The following is a 26,353-nucleotide window of genomic DNA, read 5'->3' on the forward strand; positions in this document are numbered from 1 at the left end:
CGATCGCCAATCAGGAACGCAAGGTGCTGCCCCGTGCAATCAGCGAGACGGGCACGCGGCGGCGGGCGTTGCTTTCGCGTTCGTCCAGAACGGCTTCGACCAGTGCAGCGCCTGCTTCGGCGGGGTCGGGTGCGATGGTGGTCAGCGGCGGACGGCTGAATCGCCCGGCGACCAGATCATCGAAGCCCATCACGCCCACCTGTTGCGGCACGGCAATATCAGCCGCGGCAAGCGCCTCGATCGCGCCCAGCGCCATCGCATCGCAGGCGGCGAAGATGGCATCGAAATCGGTCCCGCGTTCGATCAGGCGGAGCGCGGCGCGGCGGCCTTCCTCCTCGCGGGTCGGGGCGTTGACCGTCGGCGCAAGGCACGGATCGTGGCCTGCGGCGCGCATCGCTTCGGCATAGCCTTCGTAGCGTTCGGTAAACTGCACCTGCGGCGTATTGAGCGCGCCGAGGAAACAGGGACGACGGTATCCGGCGGCCAGCAGGTGCTCGACCGCAAGCTGTCCTGCAAGCCGGTTGTCCGAACGCACCCAGTCAAGTTCATCGAAGGGCGAACCCCAATAGGCCACCCGCCGCCCTTCGGCTTCCAGCTTGCGGAAATGCTCCCACGCGGCCGAATTGGTGGTGGTGCCGATAACAACCAACCCGTCAGCCCGGCCCTGTTCCTGATAATGTCCGAAGAAATTCGCGTCCCGCGCCTGAAACGACACCAGCGTTTCAAACCCGCGTTCAGATGCTGCCACGCACACGCTGCCAAGCAGCGCATAGGCAAACGGGTTGATGCTCGACGCATTGTCGCCTTCGCGGCAGATTACCACCACGGCCAGCGTTCCGGTCGATCCGCGCCGCAGCCGCGCCGCGCGTTCATCGACGAAATAACCCAGCGCCTCGGCCGCTTCGACCACCTTGCGGCGGGTCGCCTCGGCAATGGCGGGCGATCCTGACAGCGCACGGCTGACGGTCGGCTGGCTGACGCCCGCCCGCTCTGCCACATCGAACGATGTCGGCCGTCTGCGTGATCCCCCGTTCATGGCGATATTCTCTAGGACCTGTGGGTAGCCCCGCGCAAGCCGCACCTGCATTGCTATTCGCACTGGATTTGTGCGCGCAGGTCTTGCAAATCAAAGGCAGCGCGTGAATTGTGAACGTTCGCAGTTATAAGCGACACGGGGAGAGAGCAGCAATGGCAATGGCACCGGATGGGGGCGCGGCGGCGCCTGTGGGGGATATTGCGGGCGACGCGCCGCATGTTCAGGCACCCGGCCTCAACTATTTCGTCTTTGCGCTGTTCTTCATCTTCGGCGGTATCACCAGCCTCAATGATGTGATCCTGCCCAAGCTGCAGGAGCTTTTCACGCTTAGCTACACCGAAGCAATGCTGGTGCAGTTCTGCTTTTTCACCGCCTATCTGCTAATCGGGATTCCGGGCGCCGAACTGGTGAAGCGCGTGGGCTACATGCGCGGTGCGGTGGTCGGACTGCTGACGATGATGGCGGGGTGCCTCCTGTTCATCCCGGCCAGCCAGACCGCAACCTATGGCCTGTTTCTGGGAGCCTTGTTCATTCTGGCAAGCGGGGTCGTGGTGGTGCAGGTCGTCACCAATCCGCTGATCAGCCTGCTTGGCCCGCAATCCACGGTCCACAGCCGGTTGACGTTTGCGCAGGCCTTCAACAGTCTGGGCACCACGGTGTTCCCGCGGGTCGGATCGGGTCTGATCCTCGGCGGATTGGCGGGCGTTTCGGCGGCGGAACTCAGCGGCGCGGAACTTGATGCCTATCGCACGGCCGAAAGCGCAGCGATTGTATCGACCTATATCGGCCTTGCCGTGGCATTGGCGGTGATTGCTGCAGTGGTGTGGGTGTATCGCAGCAAACTGCCGCACGATGCCGGTGCGCAGCGCGATGCGGCGCTGACCACGCTGGCGCGCTATCTGATCGGGCTGGTGCCAATCATGATCGGTGGCTGGCTGGTGATCCAGGGGATCGAGCTTCCCGGGATCGCGTTGCTGATGGCGGGGCCTGCGATCTGGCTGTGGGGCAACCCGCTGCTGTCGCGCGCGCGATTTTCCTACGGTGCGGCCTGCATCTTCCTTTATGTTGGCGCAGAAGTGGCAATCGGTTCGTTGATCGTCAGCTATCTGATGCAGGAAAGCGTCATGGGTCTGACCGAACGCGGCGCGGGCGATCTGATCTTCCTGTACTGGGGCGGCGCGCTGGTGGGGCGGATCATTGGTTCGGCGGTGCTGCGCTTCGCCAGTCCCGGCCTTGTGCTGGCCGGTGTGGCCGCAGGGGCGATCGTGCTGGTGCTGGTCTCCACCAACACCGCGGGCACCACTGCGGGCTATAGCCTGCTCGCCGTTGGCCTGATGAATTCAATCATGTTCCCCACCATCTTCAGCCTCGCCTGCGAAAAGCTGGGAGCCAAGGCGGCGGATGGATCGGGCATCATCAACATCGCGATTTTCGGCGGTGCGGTGATCCCGCTGCTGACCGGAATGCTGGCAGATGCCAGCGGCAGCCTTGGCACAGCGTTGATCCTTCCGATCGCCTGCTACCTCATCATTGCCGGGTTCGGGTTCTTCGCCAGAAGGCCCGCCTGACCGCTTCTTGCTTGAATAAGTATGCGCCGGGGTGGCACCCCGGGGCCTGCGCGACTAGGGTGCGCGCACGCCAAGAAGGGGCCACGTTGCATGAGCTTCACCGCTGACCGCCTGCTGCTGTTCGGAGCCACCGGCGACCTTGCGCAAAGGATGCTGCTGCCCAGCCTGTTTGCGCTGGATGCCGATGGGCTGCTGGCCACCGATCTGAAAATCATCGGCACGGCCCGCAGCGATATGACCGATAGCGAATATCGCAATTTCGCCCGCGCCGCGCTGGAACGGTATCTCCCGGCGGAACGACGCGGCCGGATGGCGGAATTCATGAACCGGCTGAGCTATCAGCCGCTCGATGCAACCACGCTTGACGGGTATGACGATCTTGCCAAGAAGGTCGGCACGCCCAAGCATGGCCTCGCCATCTTCCTGTCCACCGCCCCCAGCCTGTTCGGCCCCACCATCAAGGGCCTGCAATCAGCCGGGCTGACGGGCGAAACGGTGCGCATGTGCCTTGAAAAGCCGCTTGGCACCGATCTGGCCACCAGCTGCGAGATCAACGATGCCGTCGCCGGGGCCTTCCCCGAAGACCGCATCTTCCGCATTGATCATTATCTCGGCAAGGAAACCGTACAGAACCTGTTGGCACTGCGGTTCGCCAACATCATGTTCGAACCGTTGTGGAATGCCGCCCACATCGACCATGTGCAGATCACTGTGGCCGAGACCGTGGGACTTGAAGGCCGCGTCGCCTTTTACGACGATGCCGGGGCCATCCGCGACATGGTGCAAAACCACATGCTGCAACTGCTCGCGCTGGTGGCGATGGAGCCGCCTGCGCATTTCGATGCAACCGCCGTGCGTGATGAAAAGGTCAAGGTGCTGCGAGCCCTGCGCAGCGTTGCCGCGAATGAAACCGTCACGGGCCAGTACCGTGCTGGCGCAATCGGCGGGCAGGCTGTGCCGGGTTATGACGAAGAGCTGGGCAAGGATTCAGGCACCGAAACCTTCGTCGCGATCAAGGCGCATGTCGATAACTGGCGCTGGAAGGGCGTGCCCTTCTACCTGCGCACGGGCAAGCGGATGCCCAAGCGCGTCACCGAAATCGTGATCCAGTTCCGCTGCGTGCCGCATTCCATCTTTGCCGGTAAAGGCGCGACGATGCAGCCCAACCGGCTGGTGATCGGTATCCAGCCTGAAGAAAATATCACGCTGTCGCTGATGGCCAAGGTGCCCGGTCTTGACCGTGAAGGCATCCGCCTGCGCTCTGTCCCGCTTGATATTGCCATGCCTGATGTCTTTTCAGGTGCGGTGCGGCGAATCGCCTATGAACGCCTGCTGCTCGATCTGGTCGAAGGCGACCAGACGCTGTTCGTCCGGCGGGACGAGGTGGAAGCGCAGTGGGAATGGGTCGACGCCATCCGTGCCGGCTGGAAGGCGAATGACGTCACGCCCAAAACCTACACCGCCGGCAGCTGGGGCCCGAGCGCGGCCATCGCGCTGGCTGAACGCGATGGAGTAACGTGGCATGAATAAGCCCCTTCACGATGCCCTTCACCGGGTGACGCAGCGGGTCATCGAAAACTCGCACGCCAGCCGCAGCGCCTATCTCGACCTGATCCGCCGTGAAGGCGACAATATGGGCGAACGCAGCGCCGTGTCCTGTTCCAACCTCGCGCATGCCTATGCCGGGATGGAGGAAGACAAGCCTGCACTGGTATCGGCACGTGGCGCGAATATCGGGATCGTCACCAGTTACAATGACATGCTGAGCGCCCACCAGCCCTATGGCCGCTACCCCGACCGGCTGAAAATCTACGCCCGCGAAATCGGCGCCACCGCGCAGGTTGCCGGCGGCACCCCTGCGATGTGCGACGGGGTGACGCAGGGCGAAGTGGGGATGGAACTGTCGCTGTTCAGCCGCGATGTGATCGCGCTCTCCACCGCGGTCGCGCTTAGCCATGCGATGTATGACGGCGCGTTGATGCTGGGCATCTGCGACAAGATCGTGCCGGGGCTGCTGATGGGCGCCCTGCGGTTCGGCCATCTGCCCGCAATCTTTGTGCCCTCCGGGCCGATGCCCTCGGGCATTCCGAACAAGGAAAAGCAGCGCGTCCGCCAGCTTTACGCCGAAGGCAAGGCCGACCGCGCCGAACTGCTCGCCAGCGAAATGGCCAGCTACCATTCGCCCGGCACCTGCACGTTCTTCGGCACCGCCAATTCCAATCAGATGATGATGGAGATGATGGGCCTGCACATTCCCGGCAGCGCCTTCATCCAGCCCGGCACAAAGCTGCGTCAGGCGCTTGACCGTGAAGCGGTACACCGGGTCGCGGCGCTGGGCCGCAAGGGCGAAGAATACCGCCCGCTGGGCCTGTGCGTCGATGAAAAGGCGATCATCAATGCCGCTGTCGGTCTGCTGGCGACCGGCGGATCGACCAACCACGCGATCCACCTGCCCGCCATGGCGCGTGCGGCGGGCGTAATCTTCGATTGGGACGACATGTCCGAACTGTCGGGCGCGGTGCCACTGATTGCGCAGGTCTATCCCAATGGATCGGGCGACGTGAACCAGTTCCACGCGGCAGGCGGCATGGGCTATGTAGTCGGCGAATTGCTCGGCGCAGGTCTTGCCCACGGTGACATCCTGACGGTGGGACGCGGCGATTTCAGCGACTATGCCCGCGAACCGGGGCTTGATGTCGAAGAACTGGTGTGGCGCGATGTCGGCCCGGCGGGCGATGATACCATGCTGCGCCCCGTTGCCGCGCCGTTCCGCCCCGATGGCGGGATGCGGCTGCTGCAGGGCAATCTGGGCCGCGCCTGCATCAAGACCTCGGCGGTCGAGGAACACCGCTGGACGATCGAGGCACCGTGCCGCGTCTTCGAAGATCAGCAATCGGTCAACGCCGCCTTTGCCGCAGGCGAATTGGACCGCGATGTCGTGGTGGTCGTGCGCTTCCAGGGCCCGCGCGCCAATGGGATGCCCGAACTGCACAAGCTGACCCCTGCCTTGGGCGTGGTGCAGGATCGCGGGTTCAAGGTCGCGCTGGTGACGGACGGTCGGATGTCAGGCGCCAGCGGCAAGGTGCCAGCGGCAATCCACTGCACTCCCGAAGCATTGGGCGGCGGCCCGCTGGCCCGGCTGCGCGATGGCGATATCGTGCGGGTCTGCGCGGTCACCGGAACGCTTTCGACCACCGCCGATCTGTCGGCGCGCGAACCTGCCGCCGATCCGCAGCCCGATAGGGGCACGGGGCGCGAATTGTTCGGCATGATGCGCCGTTTCGCCGACGGCGCCGAACAAGGCGCCAGCGCGATGTTGGCTACCGGAGGACTGTAATGAACATCGACACCATCATGCGCACCGCGCCGGTGATCCCGGTCATCGTGATCGACGATCTCGACCACGCCGTGCCGCTGGCCGAAGCGCTGGTGGCGGGGGGGCTGCGCGTGCTCGAAGTCACATTGCGCACCCCTGCGGCGCTGGATGCTATCCGCGCCATGAAGCAGGTGGAAGGTGCCATCGTGGGCGCGGGCACTGTTACCAACCCGCGCGATCTGGATGCGGCGCTGGATGCTGGCAGCGAATTCATCGTCTCGCCCGGACTTACCGAACCGCTGGGCAAGGCGGCGATTGCCAGCGGCGTGCCCTTCCTGCCCGGTATTGCCAATGCTGGCGATATCATGCGCGGACTGGATCTGGGCCTCGATCGGTTCAAGTTCTTCCCAGCGATGGCGGCAGGGGGCTTGCCTGCGCTGAAGGCACTGGCCGCCCCCTTCGGTGCGGTCCGGTTCTGCCCCACCGGCGGTATCAGCTTGGAAAACGCCAGCGAATGGCTCGCCTTTGATCCGGTGCTGTGTGTTGGCGGCAGCTGGGTCTCTCCCAAGGGCGCGCCCGACCGTGCGACGATCGAAGGCCTGGCGCGCGAAGCGGCTGCGCTGCGCTAGAACACTTTCCTACGCGCCTGCCTGCCGACACGGTTCGTGCATGACTTCGTGCCACGCCTCGGATCGATTGGGACACGGGCCGACAGGGGGCCGGTTTTCCTTCCCTGAACAGTGTCTCATGTGTCTCCTACACGCGGCGCGCCGGATCGTTGTCAGCGTTGCGGCTGGGGGTCTTTGGCAAGCAGCCAGCCGAAGATTTCGGGCAACCGCGCCGCCCAGGCGTTCTCTTCATGCTCAGCGCCGTCATAGACGCGGCTTTCCCAATCGCGCCCCTTTTGCCAACCGGCGGCAGTCATCCGCGCATCGACAACGTTTTGATAGGGAGCGTAATAGGCATCGAGCGTGGCGGTGCCATGGTCAAACCACACACGCCGTCCCGCAGGTTCGCCCAGCCGTGCGGCAAACCATTCATCCCACAAGCTCGCCAGCGCGCTATCTCCATCGGCAACCGCTTGCGGATCAACCGCGGGCCAGTGCGAACTGACACAGCCCGCCCGGCCAAACACCTCGGGACGTTCCAGAAAGGCATAGCAGCTCATCAACCCGCCCATGCTTGACCCCACAATGGCGGTATCGTCGCGGCCCGGACGCGTGCGGAAACTGCTGTCGACCCACGCCTTCAACGGGCCTGCGATCCACGCCAGATAGCGATCGGATACCACCGGCCCCTTGGCCGCGGCATCCATCTGTGCGCGCAACCCCTTGCGCGCCGCGTCATAGGCGCTGCGGGGAAGATACTGGCGATAGCGGTCGGCCCCAGGCGCCCAGATACCCACGATGATGTGCGGTTCGACCGTGCCGCTTTCGACCACCGCTAGCATTGCCTTATCGGCGGCCCAGATCTTGTTGAAGTTGGATTGCGACAGATCGAACAGGTTATGCCCGTCATGCATGTACACCACCGGATAACGGCGCGCGCCCGCGTCATAACCCGGCGGCAGCCAGATTGTCAGGCGTTGGTCGGGCAGTCCTGCGGCGGCAATCCGCTCATACCCGATCAGCCGCCCTTCGTCCTGTACGGCAAGCGGTGCGGTCCAGCCCCACAGTGCCAGAAATGTCATCAGCCATCGGAACATCGGCGCGCCTCCCTTGCATCGCCCCACCTATCTCGGGGCCAAAAGGGTTTCTCAAGCCTTGCGCGCAGCCGCCGCCAGCATCAAAGCTCCTGTGATACCCGCATCATTGCCAAGCCTTGGGCGGATGATGCGATGCTGCGACCCGCCCGGAAAATAGCCTGCGTCATATTCGCGGGCACGCAAGGCGACCTGTTCGACCAGGCCCGGCGCGTTTGCCACCCCGCCGCCGATAACGATCTGCGCAACCGCTGTGCAGGCAAACAGGGTGTGACATGTCTGCGCGATATAATCGGCAATGATCGCTGTACCCGGGTGGCCTGCGGGAAGTTCGGACAAGGAACAGCCCCAGCGCGCAAGGATCGCCGGACCGCTGGCTAACCCTTCGAGGCAGTCTGCATGGCGCGGACAGGTTCCCGCAAATTCGCGGTCCTCGGCGTGGCGGCGCGGGAAGATGTGGCCGATTTCAGGGTGGGCTATGCCATGCACCGGGCGACCATCCAGCACCATTCCCCCGCCGATCCCGGTGCCGATAGTAAGATAGGCCAGCCCACCGTCTGCGCTGCCCGCAGCCGCATGCTCGGCCAGCGCGGCCGCATTCACATCGGTATCAAAGCCCACCGGCACACCAAGCGCCTGCCCGAAGTAGCCGGCGATGTCGCAGTCGGCCCAGCCGGGTTTAGGGGTGTTGGTGATAAAGCCCCACCGGGCGGATCGGTGGTCGAGGTCGACGGGGCCAAAGCTGCCGATGCCAAGCGCCGACAATGCGCCGCGCCCGGCAAACCAATCGGACGCTTCTGCCAGCGTGGTGGCGGGATCACGGGTTGCGATGGTGTGGCGGGCAGCGATCCGGTCAGGCGAAGGACCCACCGCAAGCACGAATTTGGTGCCGCCAGCTTCGATCCCGCCCAGCATCACAGCGCCATCTGCACCGGATGCACCTGCGAACGGTCGCCATCCAGTTCAAGCTGCATCAGCGGGGCCGGCACGCCGCCGAAGCGGCCATCGGGCAGCAGATCGACAAAGCTGCAAACAGTCAGCGCCGCATCGACGAACCAGCTGTATGTCTGGAAAGGCGCATTCGCCGGATTGGCAAGCACCAGACCTGTTCCGTTCAACGGGCGCCACGGGCCATTCACACTGTCCGCGACCATACCGTACAATCCCCCCGGCGCTAGGCGCAGATCGGGCGCGAAGGTCACGGTCTGTGTTGACCAAAAGGCGTAGTAGTGCTGGCCGTGAGACACCAGATGCGCACGCTCAAGCTCGTTGTTGACGCCGGCGGAATGCAGCGCAGGTGGGCACAGCGCCCAACCCGATGCACCAAGCCTGGCAAGCCCGAACGCGCCATTGAAGGTGCTGTCGGCCTTTGCCAGCGACGCGGTAAAGGCGATGTAGTGTGCGCCATCGGCAGGGTCGCGGAAATAGGACGGATCGCGAAACGCTTTGATCGTTCCGGGGGCGCCTTCATGTGCGTCCGCGGGCATGTACCAGTTGCCATAGTCCGCCACCATTGGCACAGGGAACGACCAGTCGCCCGGCCATCCATCGGCATCCAGATGCGCCTGTGCGCTCCACAATTGCTGCTGATAGCCCCCAGCGCGGGACGCAGTACCAGCAGCCGTGAAGAACAGTGTCACCACGCCATCGTGCAGCAACGCCGATCCGGCCCATTCGCGTTCGTAAGGCACGGGTTGGTCGGGCAGCACAGGCCCAAGATCGTGCCACGCCCCGCCGCGCTGCTCGATCCAGTGAATCTTTGCTTCAAAATGGCGCAGCGCCGGATCGCCGCGATCAGGTGCGGTCAGCGCCATCCACATGGGCCGGCCTGCCAGCTTCGCACGCTGTCCATCGGCATCCTGAAGCGGCCACATGTCCCAGTACAGCCGCGCTGGATCCAGTCCCGACCGGTCCGGCGCCGTGATTGCGGGGATTACCGCCGCCGTGTCGGGGCGGATGCGGGTCACGTGTTCGGCTGTCCAGGCGCTGGTCATCGCGGCAATCATTTCCAAATCGGCAATGGTCAGAAAAAAGGGAAAAACAGGCTGGCCGCGCACCCAATTACCGGGGGGAGACAGGGCGCTGCGGCCAGCCTTTGTGCGTCGTTACGGATTCTCAGAAATCGAACCGCACTGACGCCAGGACCGTGCGCCCGGCAATCGAGCGCGCGCGCACGATGCCGTTTGCCGGGATCGAACCTTCTTCGGCCTCGGTGTAACCGGTGGCGTTGAAGAGGTTTTGTGCATTCAGACCCACCTCGATCCGCTCCATCGGACGAAACGCGAGGAAGGCATTCACCTGAGCAAACGCGGGCAAGACAAGCTGATTGCTGTCCTGCGTGAAGCTGTCGGTGGTGCCGACAACGTTCGCGCCCACGGTGAACATGTCGGCGTCATACTGCGCGGTGGCCTGATAGACGAGATCGGCCTGACGGCGCGGCGTGTTGCCGATCACGCTGGTATCCAGCGCATCCTTGATTTCCGCATCAGTCCAGGTCGCACCGGCCGAAAGCGTGATGGGCCCTGCCCGGTAAGCGCCTTCCAGTTCGATGCCGAACGCTTCGTATTCGGTGTCGAACAAAACCACAGGGGCGATGTCGACATTGGTTTCGGCGGTCTTGGCAAAGAAGCCGGTGGCGAACAGTGACAGGCCGCCCGCCTGATACTTCAGCCCCGCTTCAAGCTGATCGACGGTCGCAATCACCCCTTCATCGCCGCCGGGAAGGCCGCCATCGGCGACACTCACTGCGGGCGAGAAGAGGCTGCGGTCTGCCGTGTGACGTCCGCCCTGGCTGTAGCGTGCAAATATGCCCAGATCATCGGTCAGGAGGTAGTTGGCTCCCAGCGAAAAGCTGACATAGTCAAAGTCGTAATCGACGGGCCGCGCGCTGCCGAGCGGGAGCACAGAAGTTTGCGCCTCTGCCGGGCTGATGGCGCCGTCATTGTCGAAATCGAAGCTGGTCAGGCCGATCCCGAACCCGCTGTCGGAACCGGTGATGGTGCCGCTTGCATCGCCGTAATCGTAACGGATCGATGCATCGATGGTCAGACGGTCCAGTTCCAGCGAAAGCGATGCGAAGGGAGCATAGGTGCTGTAATCGACATCGTAGTTCCGGCGGCAGCAATTGCCGAAGAAGCTCGCGCCAAAGCCGACGGTGCCGTTCTGTGTCACCAGATCGCCATCCGCATCGCGAATGTCGACAAGCACAGCCTGCCCATCGCCCTGCACGGTCTGAACGTGGCTGGTCCACAGCCAATCTGTATCGACCGACTGACGCGACATGTAGAAACCGGTGGTGAAATCGGCCGTGCCGCCGCCCACGTCGAACGCCTTGTTCACGCGGAAATCGTTGGTGACATTATCCAGGCTGTTCAGCCGAACGTTGAACACCACCACATTGGTCAGCAGTCCGTTGCCGCCAATATTGGCCGCATTGGCCGCCTGCCCGGCATTGGGCCCTGTGGCGAATTCGATCGTCGATCCCGCACCGCCGATGCCATCGGCGATCGCCTGCGCAGCGCCGGCGCCCGCTGGGAAGGGCGATTGGAAGCTACCCGAATTGTCGGCAAAGCGGAACCGGTTGGTCAACGTCCAACCACCGCCCACGTCGATTTCAGCCTCGACGCCGAACGCCTTGCTCTGCACCGACAAGCCGTCGCGGAAATCGTAGCTGATAGGGTTGTTGCCGCCGTCCAGCATGACCGCAGGGGTCAGGAACGGGCTGTAAAGCGAATCGGTGCGCGGATCGAAACCGGGGATCGCGTTGTAGTCGGGGTTGCCGTTGCTACCACCCACGAACACCGGCTGCGGCAGGATGGTGGGGGTGCGATCGTCGAGATACTTGGCGTGGAAGCGCACGTACCCGCCATCGAATTCCTTGGTGATGTTGGCCTTGATCTGGCCGCCATCATAGCCGTTGTAGCCGATATTGCGTGGCCCTTCGCCCGTGCGATAGAAGCCACCGACATGGAAATACAGATCCTCGGCCAGCGGTGCGCCATAGTCGAAATCAAGCCGGTAGGTTTCAAAGTCGAGCCCGACGCTGCCTTGAATTGCTCCGCCTTCCTGTTCGCCCGTCTTGGAGATGAAGTTGATGACTGCACCCGGCGCGTTGGATGCAAAGGTCGAAGCCGATCCGCCGCGCACCGCTTCGACACGGGCGACGGAACGGTCGGCGCGCAGGAAATTGTCGGCGTTGCCGAAGATGATGTCGCCAAATTCCAGGATCGGCAGACCATCTTCCTGAAGCTGAATGTAGCGCGCGCCGCCGGTGGACACCGGAATGCCGCGCACTGCGATGTTGGCGTTGCCTTCACCACCCGATGCTTCCGAACGGATACCCGGAATTTGACGAATAAGGTCAGCCGAAGACGGCGCGGCGAGCTTGGTAATCGTATCGGCGCCGATGGTGCTGACCGATACCGAACTTTCGATCCGGTTTTGCCCGCGTGCAACGGCGGTGACGATGATCTCCTCACCCTCGACCACCGCGGCATCGGCGGTGTCCTGCGCGAACGCCGGGCTGACCAGCAAACCCGAAGCGGCGGCACTTGCGCAGAGCGCATAACGCAATTTCATGGCAATTCTCCTCTCGAATGCGCGCTTCTCTGGCGGCGGCATAATGCTGCCTAACGTCTATGCAAACGTTTGCAACACGATTCTTGCAATCGTTTGCAAATGAATTGGAATCATGTCACTTGAAAACCACAGCACGGCGCAAGATCCGTGCGAAAAAGAGGATCGGACAGGCGAGCATGATCGATAAGCCCCGGCTTTCGCTGCTGCGAATCATCGAAATGAATATCGGCTTTTTTGGCCTGCAGTTCAGTTTTGGGCTGCAACAGGCCAACATGGGGCCAATTTACGGCTTTCTTGGTGCCGATGAGGCAACAATGCCGCTTTTGTGGCTGGCAGGGCCCATGACCGGGTTGCTGATCCAGCCGATTGTCGGCGCGATGAGTGACCGGACCAATAGCCGTATGGGGCGCCGAACCCCCTACTTCCTTATTGGCGCGGTGATTTGCACGCTTTCGCTGTTTGCCATGCCCTATTCCAGCACCTTGTGGATGGCGGCGTCGCTATTGTGGATTCTTGATGCTGGCAACAACATCACGATGGAGCCCTACCGCGCCTATGTAGCCGACCGATTGGCCCCCGATCAGCGATCGACCGGTTTTCTGACGCAAAGCGCCTTTACGGGCTTGGCGCAGACCCTGTCCTATCTTGCGCCGTCGCTGCTGACAGCTTTTGTCGCGCGCGATATGCTTGATACCAATGGCATTCCGGTGATCGTGCGGATTGCATTCGTAATCGGCGCCGTGCTTTCGATTTCAACCATCGTGTGGTCAGTATGGCGTGTGCCCGAACTGCCCCTCAATGCCGCTGAGCAAGCCGAACTGGATGCCAAGCCGCTGACGGCCCGTGCCACTTTCGCCGAAATTGGTGATGCGATCCGCGAAATGCCGCGCCCGATGCGGCAACTGGCAGGCGCGATGCTGTGTCAGTGGTATGCGATGTTTGCCTACTGGCAATATATCACCTTTGCAGTCGGCCGTTCGATCTACGGCACAAGCGATCCGGCCAGCGCGCTGTTCCGCGAAGCAACGCTGACCACACAGCAGGCGGGGGCGCTGTACAATTTTATCGCGTTCCTGGGTGCGCTGGTGCTGATCCCTGTGGTCAAGCGTTTTGGCGCGCGTTACGTGCACGCTGCATGTCTTGCCGCATCGGGTGCCGCAATGCTGATGATCCCGGGCGCCTCAACACCGGCCGCGCTGTTTGTGCTGATGACTGGGATCGGCATCGGCTGGGCCGGGATGATGGGAAATACCTATGTGATGCTCGCCGATTGCATACCCCCGGCCCGGAACGGTATCTACATGGGTATCTTCAATCTGTTCATCGTTATCCCGATGCTGATTCAGACGTTGACGATGCCGTTGATCTATCGCCCCTTGCTGGGCGGCGATCCGCGTCATGTGCTCATCCTTGGCGGTGTCTTGATGCTGGCAGGCGCTGTGGCTACGCTGATAGTGGATGCCGGACACCGCAAACCGCGCGTACCGAAACTGGCGACGGATTAAGGACGGATATGCCCGATCGGGATAACAGGAACACGGTACGCACGATTACCGATCTGGCGCGTATCGCGGGGGTTTCGCCCGGTACGGTCAGCCGTGCGCTGGCGGGCAAAAGTCTCGTGAACGTCCAGACCCGCGAAAAGATCGAGGCGCTTGCCCGCGAACACGGGTTCCGCCCCAATCAGATGGCCAGCGGATTGCGGCGCCAGAAGACCGATGTGATCGGTGTGGTGATCCCGCTGGGCCACGATAAGCGCCAGCAGATTTCCGACAGCTTCTTCATGACCCTGCTGGGCCACCTTGCCGACGAGCTGACCCGTGAAGGGTATGACCTGATGCTTCGGCGGGTGGTGCCCGATACCGACCCCGATTGGCTTGACCGATTCATCGGGTCCGGCATGATCGATGGTGTGATCGTGATCGGGCAGTCGGATCAGTTCGACCGGATCGAGGATGTCGCCGATGGCTACGCCCCCATGGTTGTCTGGGGCAATCATTCCGAAGGTCAGCACCACTGCGTCGTGGGGACTGATAACCGGCTGGGCGGAAAGCTGGCGGCGCAGCGATTGATCGCAGCCGGCGCAACGCGTCTCGCTTTTCTGGGCGACACGACCGCGATCGAATTTGCCGCCCGGCTTGCCGGGGCGCAGGATATTGCGACACGCAACGGCTTGCCGCCGATCCTCACGCTTCCCACGCATCTGTCACCCGAACGCGCCAGTATGGAAATTGCACGGCATGTTGCCGAACATTCCGGCAGCATCGACGGCATTTTCGCCGCGACAGATACGCTGGCAGCCCTGTGCCTGACCGAATTGCGCAGCCAGGGCATCGCTGTGCCGACTGATATGAAACTGGTGGGCTTCGATGATCTGCCCATTGCGCGCCAGACCGTACCCCCCCTCACCACGGTACGGCAGGATATTGCAGCCGGGGCGTGCGGACTGGTCGATCTGCTGCTGCGCCGCCTGGCCGGGGAAACCACCGAAAGTCTGGTCATGCCGCCCGAACTGGTGCTGCGCGAAACCGCGTAAAACCTTGCAACCGCGTCCGGTTGCGATAGGGCCCGCGGTATGGACATGGCAGACCTGCTCCACCGCTATTTCGGCACCCGCGATCTTGCTGCGGTCGATCCTGCTGCGGTGCCTGACGGTGTTGAGCGGATGCGGGTTGATTTTGGCATGACGCAGGATCGCGGTGCGCGCTTTGCCTTGTGGACGTTGCTCATGGTTCTGGGCGATGCGCCCGATCTGGACGTGGCTTTCGCGCATGAGGAAGATCGCGAAGCCGCGCGCAATCTTATCGATATGATGGCCGCTGCCGACCCTGAATAGGTATGGCACATCCCGGCGCGATATAATCGCAAGCCAAACACCCCCAAACCGTGTATGGGCAACAGATCGACGCTCTGCGTGAGACGGCCTTCGGCCTGATCCGCGCCTTTGCCGTCCTCCTTGTCTCTGCGCCTCCCTGTAGTGGCGGCGCCCTTGTCTGAAAGCCTTCTCTCCATGCCATTTCCCCAAATCGCCACTGGCCTCGCCGAGGCCCTGACCACGCGCGGCTATGAAACGCTTACCCCCGTGCAGTCTGCCGTGCTCGAACCCGAAGCGCACGGCCGCGATCTGGTGGTTTCGGCACAGACCGGGTCGGGCAAGACCGTGGCATTCGGTCTCGCCTTCGCTGATCAGGTGCTGGACGAAGATGGCCGCGTGCGCCGTGCATCGGGCCCCTTGGCATTGGTGATTGCCCCCACCCGCGAACTGGCACTGCAGGTCGCGCGCGAACTGGATTGGCTGTACAAGTCGGCGGGCGCACGCATCGCAACGTGCGTGGGCGGTATGAACCCGCAGGTCGAACGCCGGGCATTGGCCGGCGGCGCGACGATCGTGGTGGGGACGCCGGGCCGTCTGCGCGATCACCTCGAACGCGGCGCGCTTGATCTGTCGGCGCTATCGGCCGTCGTGCTCGATGAAGCGGATGAAATGCTCGACATGGGCTTCCGCGAAGAGCTGGAAGAGATACTTGACGCAACGCCGGAAAATCGCCGCGTTTTGATGTTTTCGGCCACCATGCCGCGACCGATCGAAGCATTGGCACGGCGTTATCAGCGCGATTCACTGCGGATCGAAACCAAGGGCGCTGAACGCGGGCATGGCGACATCGCCTATCAGGCAGTCACCGTGTCGCCTTCAGAGATCGAAAATGCGGTGGTCAACCTGCTGCGTTTCCATGAAGCGGAAACGGCGATCTTGTTTTGCGCCACGCGCGACAATGTCCGCCACCTTCACGCCACCTTGCAGGAACGCGGCTTTGGTGTTGTCGCCTTGTCAGGCGAACATTCGCAGCAGGAACGCAATCAGGCGCTGCAGGCGCTGCGTGATCGCCGCGCGCGGGTGTGCGTGGCGACCGATGTGGCGGCACGCGGGATCGATCTTCCCTCTCTCAGCCTTGTGATCCATGTCGAAATCCCTCGCGATGCTGAAACGCTCCAGCACCGGTCAGGCCGCACCGGGCGCGCAGGCAAAAAGGGCATAGCGGCGATCATCGTGCCCTACCCGCGTCGCCGCCGGGTGGAATCGATGCTGCATCATGCCAAGATCAATGCCGAATGGATCACCGCGCCAAGCCGCGAAGATATTGTCGCGCAGGACCGCGTCAGGCTGCTCGACAAGCTGATGGAGCCGGTGGAAGTGACTGATGGCGACCGCGAACTTGCCGATAAGTTGCTCGAATCGCGCAGCCCGCAGGAAATTGCGGCGATGCTGGTGCAGGCGCATCGTGCGTCGATGCCCGAACCCGAAGAACTTCTGGCGCAATCGGTTGAAGCGCAGCGCGCTGCACAGAAAGACCGCCACCGCGAGGGTTTTGAAGATACGGTATGGTTCCGAATGGACATCGGACGTCGTCAGAATGCCGATCCGCGATGGATCATGCCGCTGATCTGTCGTCGCGGCCATATCACCCGCAATGAAATCGGCGCGATCCGCATCAGCCAGCAGGAAACCTATTTCCAAATCCCCCGCGCCATCGCCGGAAAGTTTGCCGAAGCAGTCGCCGCTACCGCGGGAAGCGAAGAAAATGGCGGCTATGTCGCTATCGAACAGTCAAACGAACCGCCTCGCATGGCGGCCCGCGAAAATGCCAAGCGGGGCAAGCCCAATGGCCCCGGTCCGCAGCGCACCTTCAAGCCCAAGCCCACAGGTCCGGGCGCGGCACATGCAAAGCCAAAACACTTCGCCAAGAAGCCGGGCGGCTTCAAGGGCAAACCCAAGGGCCGCGATTGAGCCTTGATCCGGATGACAAAAGCCCCGCTCTCACGATGGGAGAGCGGGGCTTTTTTGTGCGCCGACGTGGGCGTGTCTAGCCGAGCGCGACGTGGCGCTTCATATGATGATCGACATTGCCGAATTCGCTGTCGAAGATCGTCAGACGCTTGAAGTAATGCCCGATTGCATATTCATCGGTCACGCCGTTGCCTCCGTGGATCTGCACGGCTTCCTGCCCGATCAGCCGCGCCGATTGGCCCACGCCAACCTTGGCAGCCGACACAGCGCGCTTGCGTTCCGTCTCGTCCGCTGAAAGCCGCAGCGTTGCCAGATAGGTCAGGGACACAGCGGTTTCATAGGCGGTGTACATATCGACCATGCGGTGCTGAAGCACCTGGAAGCTGCCGATCGGCACGCCGAACTGCTTACGCTGACGCGAATATTCAACTGTCATCGCGTGGGCGACCTTCATCGCACCACACGCTTCGGCGCAGATTGCAGCAATCGCTTCATCTGTGACGAGTTCGATCAGCGCGAGCCCTTCGCCTTCGGCGCCAATCAGCGCCTCGGCAGGAACGGATACGTTTTCGAAGTAGACTTCGGCGGCACGGCGGCCATCCACTGTTACGTAGTCGCGGGTGGTAATGCCCGCGGTGTCCTTGGCCACCACGAACACCGACACGCCGCTGCGGTCGCGCCGATCACCGCCAGTGCGGGCGGTCACGACAAGATGGCTTGCCCAAGGCGCGCCGATCACGACGGCCTTGTGCCCGTTGATGACGTAACCGGCGCCATCCTTCTTGGCGGTGGTTTCCAGATCGGCATAGTCGAACCGTCCGCGCGGTTCGGCATAGGCGAAGGCGAAAACGGCGCTGCCGGCCACGATCCCTCCGATATGCTCGTCCTTCTGCGCCTGCGTGCCGCCGTGCTTCAGGAAGCCGCCGGCGCAGACCACGGTGGGGACGAAGGGCTCGACGACCAGACCCTTGCCGAATTCCTCCATGATGACCATCGCATCGATGGCGCCGCCGCCAAAGCCGCCATCGGCTTCGCTGAACGGCATGCCGAGGATGCCGAGTTCCGCCAGCTGTGCCCAGACTTCGGGGCGCCAGCCTTGTGCCGAAGCAATCGCCTTGCGCCGGGTTTCCCAGTCATACTGTTCACGCACGAGCCGCGACAGACCGTCACGGACCATGTCCTGTTCTTCGGTGAAGTTGAAATCCACGTATTCTCTCCCGTCCGCAGCCTTAAAGACCGAGGATCATCTTGGTGATGATATTGCGCTGAATTTCGTTCGATCCGCCATAGATCGAGGTTTTGCGCATGTTGAAATACGTCGCCGCCGCGTGCTGGGCGTGCGCCGGGCCGACCGCATATTCGTTGCTGCCGGTGTCGTTGGCGATGCTGCCGTAATAGGGCGCGCTGTAGGTGCCGACGGCTTCCAGCGTCAGTTCGGTCAGGCGCTGCTGGATTTCGGTGCCCTTGATCTTGAGGATCGAGCTTTCCGGCCCCGGCCCCTTGCCCGCCTGCTCGCCAGCGAGCGTGCGCAGTTCGGTGATTTCGAGCGCGGCGAGATCGATTTCGAGCTGGCTCACCTTGCGGGCGAAATCGAAGTCCTTGATCAGCGGCGCGCCGTCCAGCGTTTCGTTGGCTGCGATTTCGCGCAGCTTTTCAACGCCGCGCTTCGACCGGGCAACACCCGCGATGCCGGAGCGTTCGTGGGCGAGCAGGAACTTGGCGTAAGTCCAGCCCTTGTTCTCGACCCCGACGAGGTTCTCGACCGGCACGCGCACGTCGGTCAGCCAGGTCTCGTTGACCTCGTAGCCGCCGTCCAGCAGCTTGATCGGCTTCACTTCGACGCCGGGGGTCTTCATGTCGACGAGGATGAAGCTGATGCCTTCCTGCGCCTTGGCCGTCGGATCGGTACGGCACAGGAAGAAGCCCCAGTCGGCGTGCTGCGCCAGCGTCGTCCAGGTCTTCTGGCCGTTGATGACGTAGTGATCGCCATCGCGCACGGCGGTGGTCTTGAGGCTGGCAAGGTCGGAGCCTGCGCCCGGCTCGGAGTATCCCTGGCACCACCACACTTCGCCGCTCCGGATACCGGGGAGGTGCCTGGCCTTCTGCTCTTCCGAACCAAAGGTGTAGATCACCGGGCCGACCATCGAGACGCCAAAGGGCAGCGGCATGAAGGTGTTGGCGCGGGCGTTTTCTTCCGACCAGATATAGCGCTGCGTCGGGGTCCATCCGGTGCCGCCGTATTCAACGGGCCATGCAGGGACCGACCAACCCTTGGCGCCAAGCACCTTGTGCCAAGCGACCATTTCTTCGCGGGTCATGTCTTCGCGCATGCCAAAATCGCCCAATTCCTTTGGGTGATTTTCGGCGATGAAGGTGCGGACTTCGTCGCGGAAGGCCTGTTCTTCGGATGTGAATTCGAGGTTCATGGCTTGGTCTCTCCACCAGATGGTTTGTGCTTTGACATACGTCTTGTCACGGCGAACGGACGCGGAAAAGAGCCTTTTGCTCCGCCGTTTTGGAAAGCCGCCATGCAGTAGCGGAAGGTTTCCCATGAAACGCGCCTCCGCGCACCCTCAAAGGGGTCTGATCGACGGTTGGGCACGACAAAAAGAGCAAACGTCCGGCCCGCAAATTCGCGTGCTGATGGAAATCGGTCCGTGGCATCGCCCCCATCGCGGCGCGCATCGTCAGCAGTCATGGCAGGGGTTCGCCGCGTGCAGCGATCAGCACCGCATACCAATCCGATCGGGTCCAACGCACTTCCAGCGCGCACGCGGCCTCTGCGATCCGTTCGGGGTTCTGCGACCCGATGATCGGCACGATTCCGGACGGATGCGCCATCAGCCAGCTGTAGGCGGCCGCCGTACGCGGAACGTTCTGCGCATCGGCCACCACGTCCAGCGCTGCGGCCACGGCCTTTTCGCGTTCCGTCTTCGGAGCAGCAATCCTTCCTCCGCCCAGCGGCGACCATGCCATCGGCGTCAAGCCCAGCATCATCGCCTGATCGAGCTCTCCGTTTTCGAAGCAGTCGATCCGCAGCGGGCTTATTTCAGGCTGGGTCGTGACAAGCCTTGTTCCGAGGAAGTGATTCAATGCTGCAATCTGGTGGGTAGTGAAATTCGACACGCCAAGGCTGCGGATCTTACCGCCGGCCACCGCGTCATCCAGAACCCGTGCCACTTCTTGCGGATGGGCAAGAATATCGGGGCGGTGAATCTGCCACAGGTCGATTGTTTCGATCTTCAGGCGTTGCAGCGAATTGTCGATCGCCGTGGTCAGATAGGCTGCACTTTGATCGTAGGGTAGCGGGAGACGAATGCCCCCCTTTGTAGCCAGCACCATCCGTTTGCGCAGTGAAGAATCTGCAGTAAGCACTTCGCCCAGAAGCACCTCGGCGTCACCGAAACCGCCCTGCCCGTCGAAGCCGTAGATGTCCGCCGTATCGAAAAAGGTGATCCCGGCATCAAGCGCCGCATGCACCAGCATTGCCGCTTCGCGCGGTGCGCGGCCATCCTCGGCCAAGCGCCACATTCCCCACGCCAGCGGAGACACTTCGGTCCCGCACGTACCAAGACTGCGGGTTGCGGGGGGTGGGAGCAACGTGTTCATGACGCGCTGTCTTTGGCATAAGCCGCTGCAATGATGAAGTGCAGCATAGTTCATCATAGCCCGCCTGCAACAATCGCCGTGCTTGCGGCCGCGTGCGGCTTCGCGCAGGAGTAAGCCCATGGGCATCATTTTCGACATTGCGGTGATCGGCGGCGGCGTGAACGGCACAGGCATCGCCCGCGATGCAGCAGGCCGCGGCGCCAAAGTGCTGTTGCTGGAACGCGGCGATCTTGCCGAAGGCACATCGTCCAACTCCACCAAGCTGGTGCATGGCGGGCTGCGCTATCTGGAACACTACGAATTCGCGCTGGTCCGTGAAGCCCTGACGGAACGTGAGGTGCTGTGGGGGATTGCGCCGCATATAATTTGGCCACTGCGCTTCATCCTGCCGCACCGCCCCGGCCTGCGCCCGCGTTGGCTGCTGCGACTGGGCCTGTTCTTGTACGATCATATCGGCGGGCGCAAATATCTACCCAAGGCGCAAAGCATCGACTTACGGCGCCATCCTGCCGGCGTACCTCTCAAGCCTGAATACAGGCACGCCTTCGCTTACTGGGATGGTTGGGTGGATGATGCCCGGCTTGTGGTTCTGAACGCGCGCGACGCGGCAGATCGGGGCGCGCAGGTTCGTACACGTTGCGAAGTTACTGGGCTGACACGCGAAGGCGATCGCTGGCGCATTGCAGCCGGAGGGCACACTTTCCTGGCTCGGGCGGTCGTTAATGCAGCAGGGCCACGCGTACTTGATCTGCTCGGCCGCGCCGACACGCTTGGCCATGCTGTAACTGCCAAGAAAATGCGACTGGTGCGCGGGTCGCATATCGTTGTGCGCAAGCTGTTTGCGCATGATGACGCCTATTTCTTCCAACTACCCGACGGCCGGATCTTCTTTGCGATCCCTTATGAAGACGACTTCACGTTGATCGGCACCACCGATGTCGATCATGAAGGCAGCCTTGCCGATGTACGCGCCAGCCCTGAAGAAATCGCCTATTTGTGCGATGGCGCATCAGCGTATTTTCGCACACCTGTCACCCCGGCTGATGTCATCTGGACCTATTCGGGGGTGCGCCCGCTGCTGGATGATGGATCGGGCAAACCCGAAGCGGCGACGCGCGGTTACAGCTTTAAACTGGACAGCGTCGAACCCGATGGCGCACCATTGCTATCAGTTTTTGGCGGCAAGATCACCACCTACCGCGAGCTTGGCGCCGAAGCGATAGGCCTGCTTGCGCCCTTTGTGCCGGTTCTTGAAGGCAAGGACTGGACTGGCAAGGCTCCTTTGCCCGGCGGCGATTTCGGACGTTTCGATGCGCCGATCATCGTCAAGCGGCTGATGACCCGCTATCCCTTCTTAGAAGCGCCGGGCGCTGAGCGCCTTGTTCGCCAGTATGGCACCCTTGCCGCTACATTCCTGGGGGATGCGAAGGTATCAGGTGATCTTGGCGAAGATTTCGGCCACGGACTAACCGCGGCCGAAGTCGATTATCTGGTTGCCCACGAATGGGCACGCAGCGCCGATGACGTACTGTGGCGGCGCACAAAGTTAGGTCTGCGCTTTACAGATACACAGACAGCACGGCTGGCGCAGTATCTTGCGCACAGACTCCCAGTCGCCTGACGATCAGGCCCGCAACTGCTGCTGGTATCCCGCGCCATCGCGCAGCAATCCAGCCACCGCATCGCCCGCCACCGGACGAGAGAACAGATAGCCCTGAATGTGCTGGCACCCTTCGCGTTCCAGCACTTCGAACTGGGCGATATCCTCCACCCCTTCCGCCAGCGTCTCCATCCCCAGCGCCGAAGCAAGTGTAGTAATCGCCCGGATAACAGCATGGCCATTCGTGCTGGTTCCCAGATCTTCGACGAAGCTCTTGTCGATCTTCACCTTGTCGAACGGGAAGGACCGCAAATAGCTTAACGAAGAATACCCCGTACCAAAGTCATCAAGCGCGATCCTGACGCCCAGATTGCGCAGACTGTGCAGCGTCGCGAGAGTTGTATCGATATCGGCGATGAAGATGCTTTCTGTTATTTCCAGCTCAAGTCGGCGAGGTGGGAGGCCGCTGGCCGACAGCGCGGATGTAATCGTGCTGGCAATGCCGCTGGCGGTGAATTGTTTGGGCGAAACATTGACAGCAACCGATACATCCGAGGGCCAGCGGCTGGCTTGGTGGCAAGCTTCGCGCAGCACCCACTCGCCAATCGGGATAATCAGCCCGGTTTCTTCCGCCAGCGGTACAAATTCGGCAGGGCTGATCCGTCCGCGGGTTGGGTGGTTCCAGCGGATCAACGCTTCAAATCCGGTCAGCCGTTGTTCGGCCAGGCTGTAGAGCGGCTGGTAGTCGAGTTCGAAACCTCCCTCCTTGATCGCGGTGCGCAGATCGAGTTCGAGCTGACGGCGCTGGCGGGCAGCCTCGTCCAGTGCGGGTTCGAAGAAGTGGTACGTGGCTTTGCCTTCATGCTTGGCGCGGTACAGGGCCAGATCGGCATTCCTCATCAGCGACACACCATCCACGCCGTCACTCGGCGCCATCGCAATACCGATGCTGGCACCAAATGCAGGCGTCTGGCCATTGATCTGCAAAGGACGATCAAAACTGCGCTGCAGCGCGTCGGCAATATTTCCGAGGCTTTGGCCGCCTGTGATACCATCGATAACGACAGCAAATTCATCCCCGCCAAGTCTTGCGATCAGCGCATCCGGCAGGTCTTCGCGCAGATGGTCTGCCACCATTCGCAACAGCGCATCGCCCGCCGGATGCCCCAGCGTATCATTCACCATCTTGAAATCATCAAGATCGACGTAGGCCATCATCACCTTCTCATCCGAGCGGCGACGCGACAGAATGTTGGCGAGTTGTTCGGCAAACAGCTTGCGATTGGGCAAGCCGGTGAGACCGTCGTGCAAACCGACATGAATGATTTCGCGTTCGCGTTCCTCGATCGCAGCGACCATCCGGTTGAAGCTTTGCGCCAAGCGTCCAATCTCGTCGTCGGTGCCTACGCTGAGACTGATTTCTCGCCCTTCGCCAATCAGCCGGGTTGCTTCATCTAGCTGCTTCAACGGTTCGGTGACGCTGCGCGCAACTTTCCAGCTAAGTCCCAGCACCAGCAGAATTCCGGTGCCAGCCAGAAACACCAGCCACCATTTCAGGTTTGTATAGGCGGAAAGCGATTCGGCGAGCGAATGGCGGAGCACCAGCCGGGGAGCAATCCCATCCTGCAATACGGCCAAATCCGAAACGTGGTAGAGCAGACGTCCGTCTTCATTGCGTTCAAAAACCGTATCCCCGCTCGCATCACGCAGCCATGCGGGCTGCCGCGCAGCATCGACAACGGCTGCGTCCAGCGCGATCGGAGCAAGTTCGACCAGACGGTCAAGCTCTTCACGGTCAAGCGGTTGCGCGATGACCAGCCATCCGATCAGATCAGGCGCTTCGATCGGGGATGCTGCGGCCAGCGCGAAACCCGTGTCGGAACGGATGATCCCCCGCTTTGCACCCTTGTCGAGCTTGGCCCAAAGCCTTTCGGGCGCGGGAACACCGGTGGCGTCGGCAGCAAGTACATCACCGTCCAGTGTGAGCACGAAAGCCATGTCGCTTCGCACCCGGCTTTCAAGGCTCACAAGCGCACTGCCGATTGTGGGCGCGTCGCCCGTGGCAACGGCCTCGCGGAAGCCGAAATCGTGCGCCAGCACTCCGGCCTGATCGCCCATCTGACGCGCGCGGGCAGCCAGAATTTCATCAAAAACGCGGGCGTTGGCGCCAAGATCGCGCGCCGCACTCGCTTCACCGAACCGCGCAAGCGCGCCTGCTGCCAGCGAGACGACCAGCCCGAGGACCAAGGCAAACAGCGCAGCATATAGCAACGCGATGCGTGTGCTGAGCATGCCGAAACGCAGCCGTGCGAGCTTTTCCAGACCTGTCACGGCGGGTTTGCCAACCACCTTGACCGCGCTCATCGCAGGGACACCTTCACCTTTTGGCTCTGCGCCCCGCCATTGATGGCGATCGTTGACCGGGTTTCATTGCCCGGCGTGCGTTGCCGTGGATGCCACACAGTCAGCCGCGCGGCGCCGTTCCCCATGCCAGACAAGGTGACATAGCCGTTGTGATCGGTCTTTGCGGCGTAGGGCGTATCGGTAACGCGGATATACCCACGCATCTGGTCGTGAATATTGCAGCCCAGCTTGACGCTGCCAGTCACGGCGAAAATCTGCGTGCGTGTCTGGTCACGACCATAAAGGTCGATCTCGAATCGCGCGGGCTTGGAAAAGCTGTAAATCGAATGACGCACCGTATCGAGGTTGGGAAAAGCAACCGTGCTGCCCTTGGCCACAATGAGAGTTCCCGGCGTGAATTGCTGATTTTTTTGCGCCATTCCCATTTTCCAGGGAAAACGAATCGGTCCGGCAGCCGCCTTGGCGGCGTGCAATTCGACCACGGCATCACGTACGGGTACGCCTGACGCATCGACTACCTGTAGCCGCAAGCTGGCAGGACCCGCCGCCCAGGCCGAAAACATGGTGCCGGGAACCGCTGCAAGGGCAGCAAATCCGGCGACAAAAATGGGTAAGCCAACTCGGGTAAAACGCGTCATAGGTTGGAGCACTTAGGTGCCAGTAGTTAACTTTTTCTCGCATCAAGATTTAGATCGCGTTTACCTTGTTGGCTTAACACTCCCCCCATGTTTCCAATCATTTCCAGTCTTGCGGTTATGGCCCAGACAGCGACAATGCCGGCAGGGCTCCCGCCCGAAGACAGCCCGCAGATTGCGTTTGTGCCCGTGCTTGAAATGCACTCTCAGATGCGACACGTGCCCCAAACAAAACCCCAGCACAAAGACAGGGAAGTCGAAAATCCCACCGACAATAGCGCGGCGGTCCGGGCGTTGAAACCGCTTCATACCACCACCGGACTCAGCGATGGCAGTCGCCTGCAGATTGGCAAGACCCGCTTGTTTCACGGCGGCAAGCTTCTGCTTACGAATGGCATCTCTACGGTAGAAGGGTCATCGGGCGGCGGAATTGCACGATGGGCGACCATTGCAGGGCGTCAGATGCCGGGCGGCATTGGGGCATCTAGCCACGCTACTGCGATTGAACTTCCCGACTATGGTTGGCGGTCATACGGCGCTGCGATCGGTTTCGGGGATCGATTGGAAATCAGCTACGCGCGCGCCGCTCTGGATACTCGCGATGCCGGCACTGCCTTGGGTATCGGTCAGGGATACACCTTCCATCTCGACACATTCGGCGCAAAGCTTCGCTTGGCAGGCGACGTTGTTTACGGTGAAACATGGGTGCCGCAGGTTGCTGTAGGTATTGAACATAAGCGCAGCCACGATGGCGCACTTGTCCGCGCGCTGGGTGCGGCCGATGATCACGGCACCGATATCACCCTCAGCGCGACCAAGCTGCTGCTGGCACAGAGCCTGCTCGTCAACGCGTCGTTGCGATATACTGAAGCCAACCAGATTGGCATGCTGGGCTTTGGTTCGGCAGCAGGGGACGGTCACACGCTGCAATTTGAAGGGTCGCTGGGCTACCAATTGTCGCGCCGTGCCGTGATCGGAGCCGAATACCGCTCGAAACCCGACAATCTGGGATTGGGCGAGGATGATTGGCTGGACATCTTTGCCGCTTACGCCCTCACTGAAAATTTAACGCTGAGCGCAGCCTATGTCGACCTGGGTTCCGTCGCCACCTTCTTCGATCAGCGCGGCGGTTTCGTGTCCGCGCAGGTCGCATTCTAAT

At 62.0% G+C, this 26,353-nt stretch carries 20 protein-coding genes; 10 read left to right on the forward strand and 10 right to left on the reverse strand.

The features are described 5' to 3' along the window. Positions 1-10: 10 nt before the first annotated feature. Entirely contained in the window at positions 11-1,036 is a 1,026-nt protein-coding gene (locus SJY33_RS08485; protein ID WP_379922328.1) for a LacI family DNA-binding transcriptional regulator, read from the reverse strand. Positions 1,037-1,188: 152 nt separating this feature from the next. Between SJY33_RS08485 and SJY33_RS08490 the strand changes: the two genes are divergently transcribed. From SJY33_RS08490 to eda, 4 genes are all read left to right on the forward strand, one after another. Beyond that, on the forward strand, positions 1,189-2,604 hold the full coding sequence (locus SJY33_RS08490) for a sugar MFS transporter (protein WP_379922329.1): 1,416 nt from the start codon (positions 1,189-1,191) through the stop codon (positions 2,602-2,604). A 90-nt stretch (positions 2,605-2,694) separates the two neighbouring features. Next, entirely contained in the window at positions 2,695-4,134 is a 1,440-nt protein-coding gene (gene zwf, locus SJY33_RS08495; protein WP_379922330.1) for a glucose-6-phosphate dehydrogenase, read from the forward strand. Further along, the gene (edd, locus tag SJY33_RS08500; RefSeq protein WP_379922331.1) at positions 4,127-5,941 is read left to right on the forward strand and encodes a phosphogluconate dehydratase; all 1,815 of its coding nucleotides are present in this window, start codon (positions 4,127-4,129) and stop codon (positions 5,939-5,941) included. Before zwf ends, edd begins: the two co-directional genes overlap by 8 nt. Continuing rightward, on the forward strand, positions 5,941-6,549 hold the full coding sequence (gene eda / locus SJY33_RS08505; protein WP_379922332.1) for a bifunctional 4-hydroxy-2-oxoglutarate aldolase/2-dehydro-3-deoxy-phosphogluconate aldolase: 609 nt from the start codon (positions 5,941-5,943) through the stop codon (positions 6,547-6,549). Before edd ends, eda begins: the two co-directional genes overlap by 1 nt. A gap of 152 nt (positions 6,550-6,701) precedes the next feature. Here eda and SJY33_RS08510 read toward each other — a convergent pair whose 3' ends face one another. From SJY33_RS08510 to SJY33_RS08525, 4 genes are all read right to left on the reverse strand, one after another. Further along, a complete protein-coding gene (locus SJY33_RS08510) occupies positions 6,702-7,625 on the reverse strand; it encodes an alpha/beta hydrolase (protein ID WP_379922333.1) in 924 nt (307 codons plus the stop codon). Positions 7,626-7,676: 51 nt separating this feature from the next. Then, complete coding sequence (locus tag SJY33_RS08515) at positions 7,677-8,537, reverse strand: ROK family protein (protein WP_379922334.1); 861 nt, start codon at positions 8,535-8,537, stop codon at positions 7,677-7,679. Further along, positions 8,537-9,616, reverse strand: a complete 1,080-nt coding sequence (locus SJY33_RS08520) for a glycoside hydrolase family 68 protein (RefSeq protein WP_379922335.1) — start codon at positions 9,614-9,616, stop codon at positions 8,537-8,539. Before SJY33_RS08520 ends, SJY33_RS08515 begins: the two co-directional genes overlap by 1 nt. Positions 9,617-9,737: 121 nt before the next feature. Further along, positions 9,738-12,200 carry a TonB-dependent receptor domain-containing protein gene (locus SJY33_RS08525; RefSeq protein WP_379922336.1) on the reverse strand — a complete coding sequence of 821 codons (2,463 nt, stop codon included), beginning with the start codon at positions 12,198-12,200 and terminating at the stop codon, positions 9,738-9,740. Positions 12,201-12,376: 176 nt separating this feature from the next. On the opposite strand from SJY33_RS08525, the gene SJY33_RS08530 reads away from it, so the two are divergent. From SJY33_RS08530 to SJY33_RS08545, 4 genes are all read left to right on the forward strand, one after another. Further along, complete coding sequence (locus SJY33_RS08530) at positions 12,377-13,705, forward strand: MFS transporter (protein ID WP_379922337.1); 1,329 nt, start codon at positions 12,377-12,379, stop codon at positions 13,703-13,705. An 8-nt stretch (positions 13,706-13,713) separates the two neighbouring features. After that, a complete protein-coding gene (locus SJY33_RS08535; protein ID WP_379922338.1) occupies positions 13,714-14,736 on the forward strand; it encodes a LacI family DNA-binding transcriptional regulator in 1,023 nt (340 codons plus the stop codon). 39 nt (positions 14,737-14,775) lie between these two features. Continuing rightward, positions 14,776-15,036 carry a hypothetical protein gene (locus SJY33_RS08540; RefSeq protein WP_379922339.1) on the forward strand — a complete coding sequence of 87 codons (261 nt, stop codon included), beginning with the start codon at positions 14,776-14,778 and terminating at the stop codon, positions 15,034-15,036. A 174-nt stretch (positions 15,037-15,210) separates the two neighbouring features. Then, positions 15,211-16,986, forward strand: a complete 1,776-nt coding sequence (locus tag SJY33_RS08545) for a DEAD/DEAH box helicase (RefSeq protein WP_379922340.1) — start codon at positions 15,211-15,213, stop codon at positions 16,984-16,986. A gap of 76 nt (positions 16,987-17,062) precedes the next feature. Here SJY33_RS08545 and SJY33_RS08550 read toward each other — a convergent pair whose 3' ends face one another. The 3 genes from SJY33_RS08550 to SJY33_RS08560 form a co-directional block, all read right to left on the reverse strand. Then, positions 17,063-18,193, reverse strand: a complete 1,131-nt coding sequence (locus SJY33_RS08550) for an acyl-CoA dehydrogenase family protein (protein WP_379922341.1) — start codon at positions 18,191-18,193, stop codon at positions 17,063-17,065. 22 nt (positions 18,194-18,215) lie between these two features. After that, positions 18,216-19,412, reverse strand: coding sequence for an acyl-CoA dehydrogenase family protein (locus tag SJY33_RS08555; protein WP_379922342.1), 1,197 nt, complete (start codon positions 19,410-19,412; stop codon positions 18,216-18,218). Positions 19,413-19,680: 268 nt separating this feature from the next. Then, positions 19,681-20,595 carry an aldo/keto reductase family oxidoreductase gene (locus SJY33_RS08560; protein WP_379922343.1) on the reverse strand — a complete coding sequence of 305 codons (915 nt, stop codon included), beginning with the start codon at positions 20,593-20,595 and terminating at the stop codon, positions 19,681-19,683. A gap of 118 nt (positions 20,596-20,713) precedes the next feature. On the opposite strand from SJY33_RS08560, the gene SJY33_RS08565 reads away from it, so the two are divergent. Then, positions 20,714-22,216: a glycerol-3-phosphate dehydrogenase gene (locus SJY33_RS08565; RefSeq protein WP_379922344.1), complete on the forward strand. Its 1,503-nt coding sequence runs from the start codon at positions 20,714-20,716 to the stop codon at positions 22,214-22,216. A gap of 3 nt (positions 22,217-22,219) precedes the next feature. Here the strand turns inward: SJY33_RS08565 and SJY33_RS08570 are convergent, their stop codons facing one another. After that, positions 22,220-24,559: a putative bifunctional diguanylate cyclase/phosphodiesterase gene (locus tag SJY33_RS08570; protein ID WP_379922345.1), complete on the reverse strand. Its 2,340-nt coding sequence runs from the start codon at positions 24,557-24,559 to the stop codon at positions 22,220-22,222. Then, entirely contained in the window at positions 24,556-25,197 is a 642-nt protein-coding gene (locus tag SJY33_RS08575) for a methylamine utilization protein (RefSeq protein WP_379922346.1), read from the reverse strand. Before SJY33_RS08575 ends, SJY33_RS08570 begins: the two co-directional genes overlap by 4 nt. 216 nt (positions 25,198-25,413) lie before the next feature. On the opposite strand from SJY33_RS08575, the gene SJY33_RS08580 reads away from it, so the two are divergent. Continuing rightward, the gene (locus tag SJY33_RS08580; protein WP_379922347.1) at positions 25,414-26,352 is read left to right on the forward strand and encodes a DUF3034 family protein; all 939 of its coding nucleotides are present in this window, start codon (positions 25,414-25,416) and stop codon (positions 26,350-26,352) included. Position 26,353: the final 1 nt, after the last annotated feature.

The sequence above is a fragment of the Erythrobacter sp. R86502 genome (assembly GCF_042466465.1).
Lineage (GTDB): Bacteria > Pseudomonadota > Alphaproteobacteria > Sphingomonadales > Sphingomonadaceae > Erythrobacter.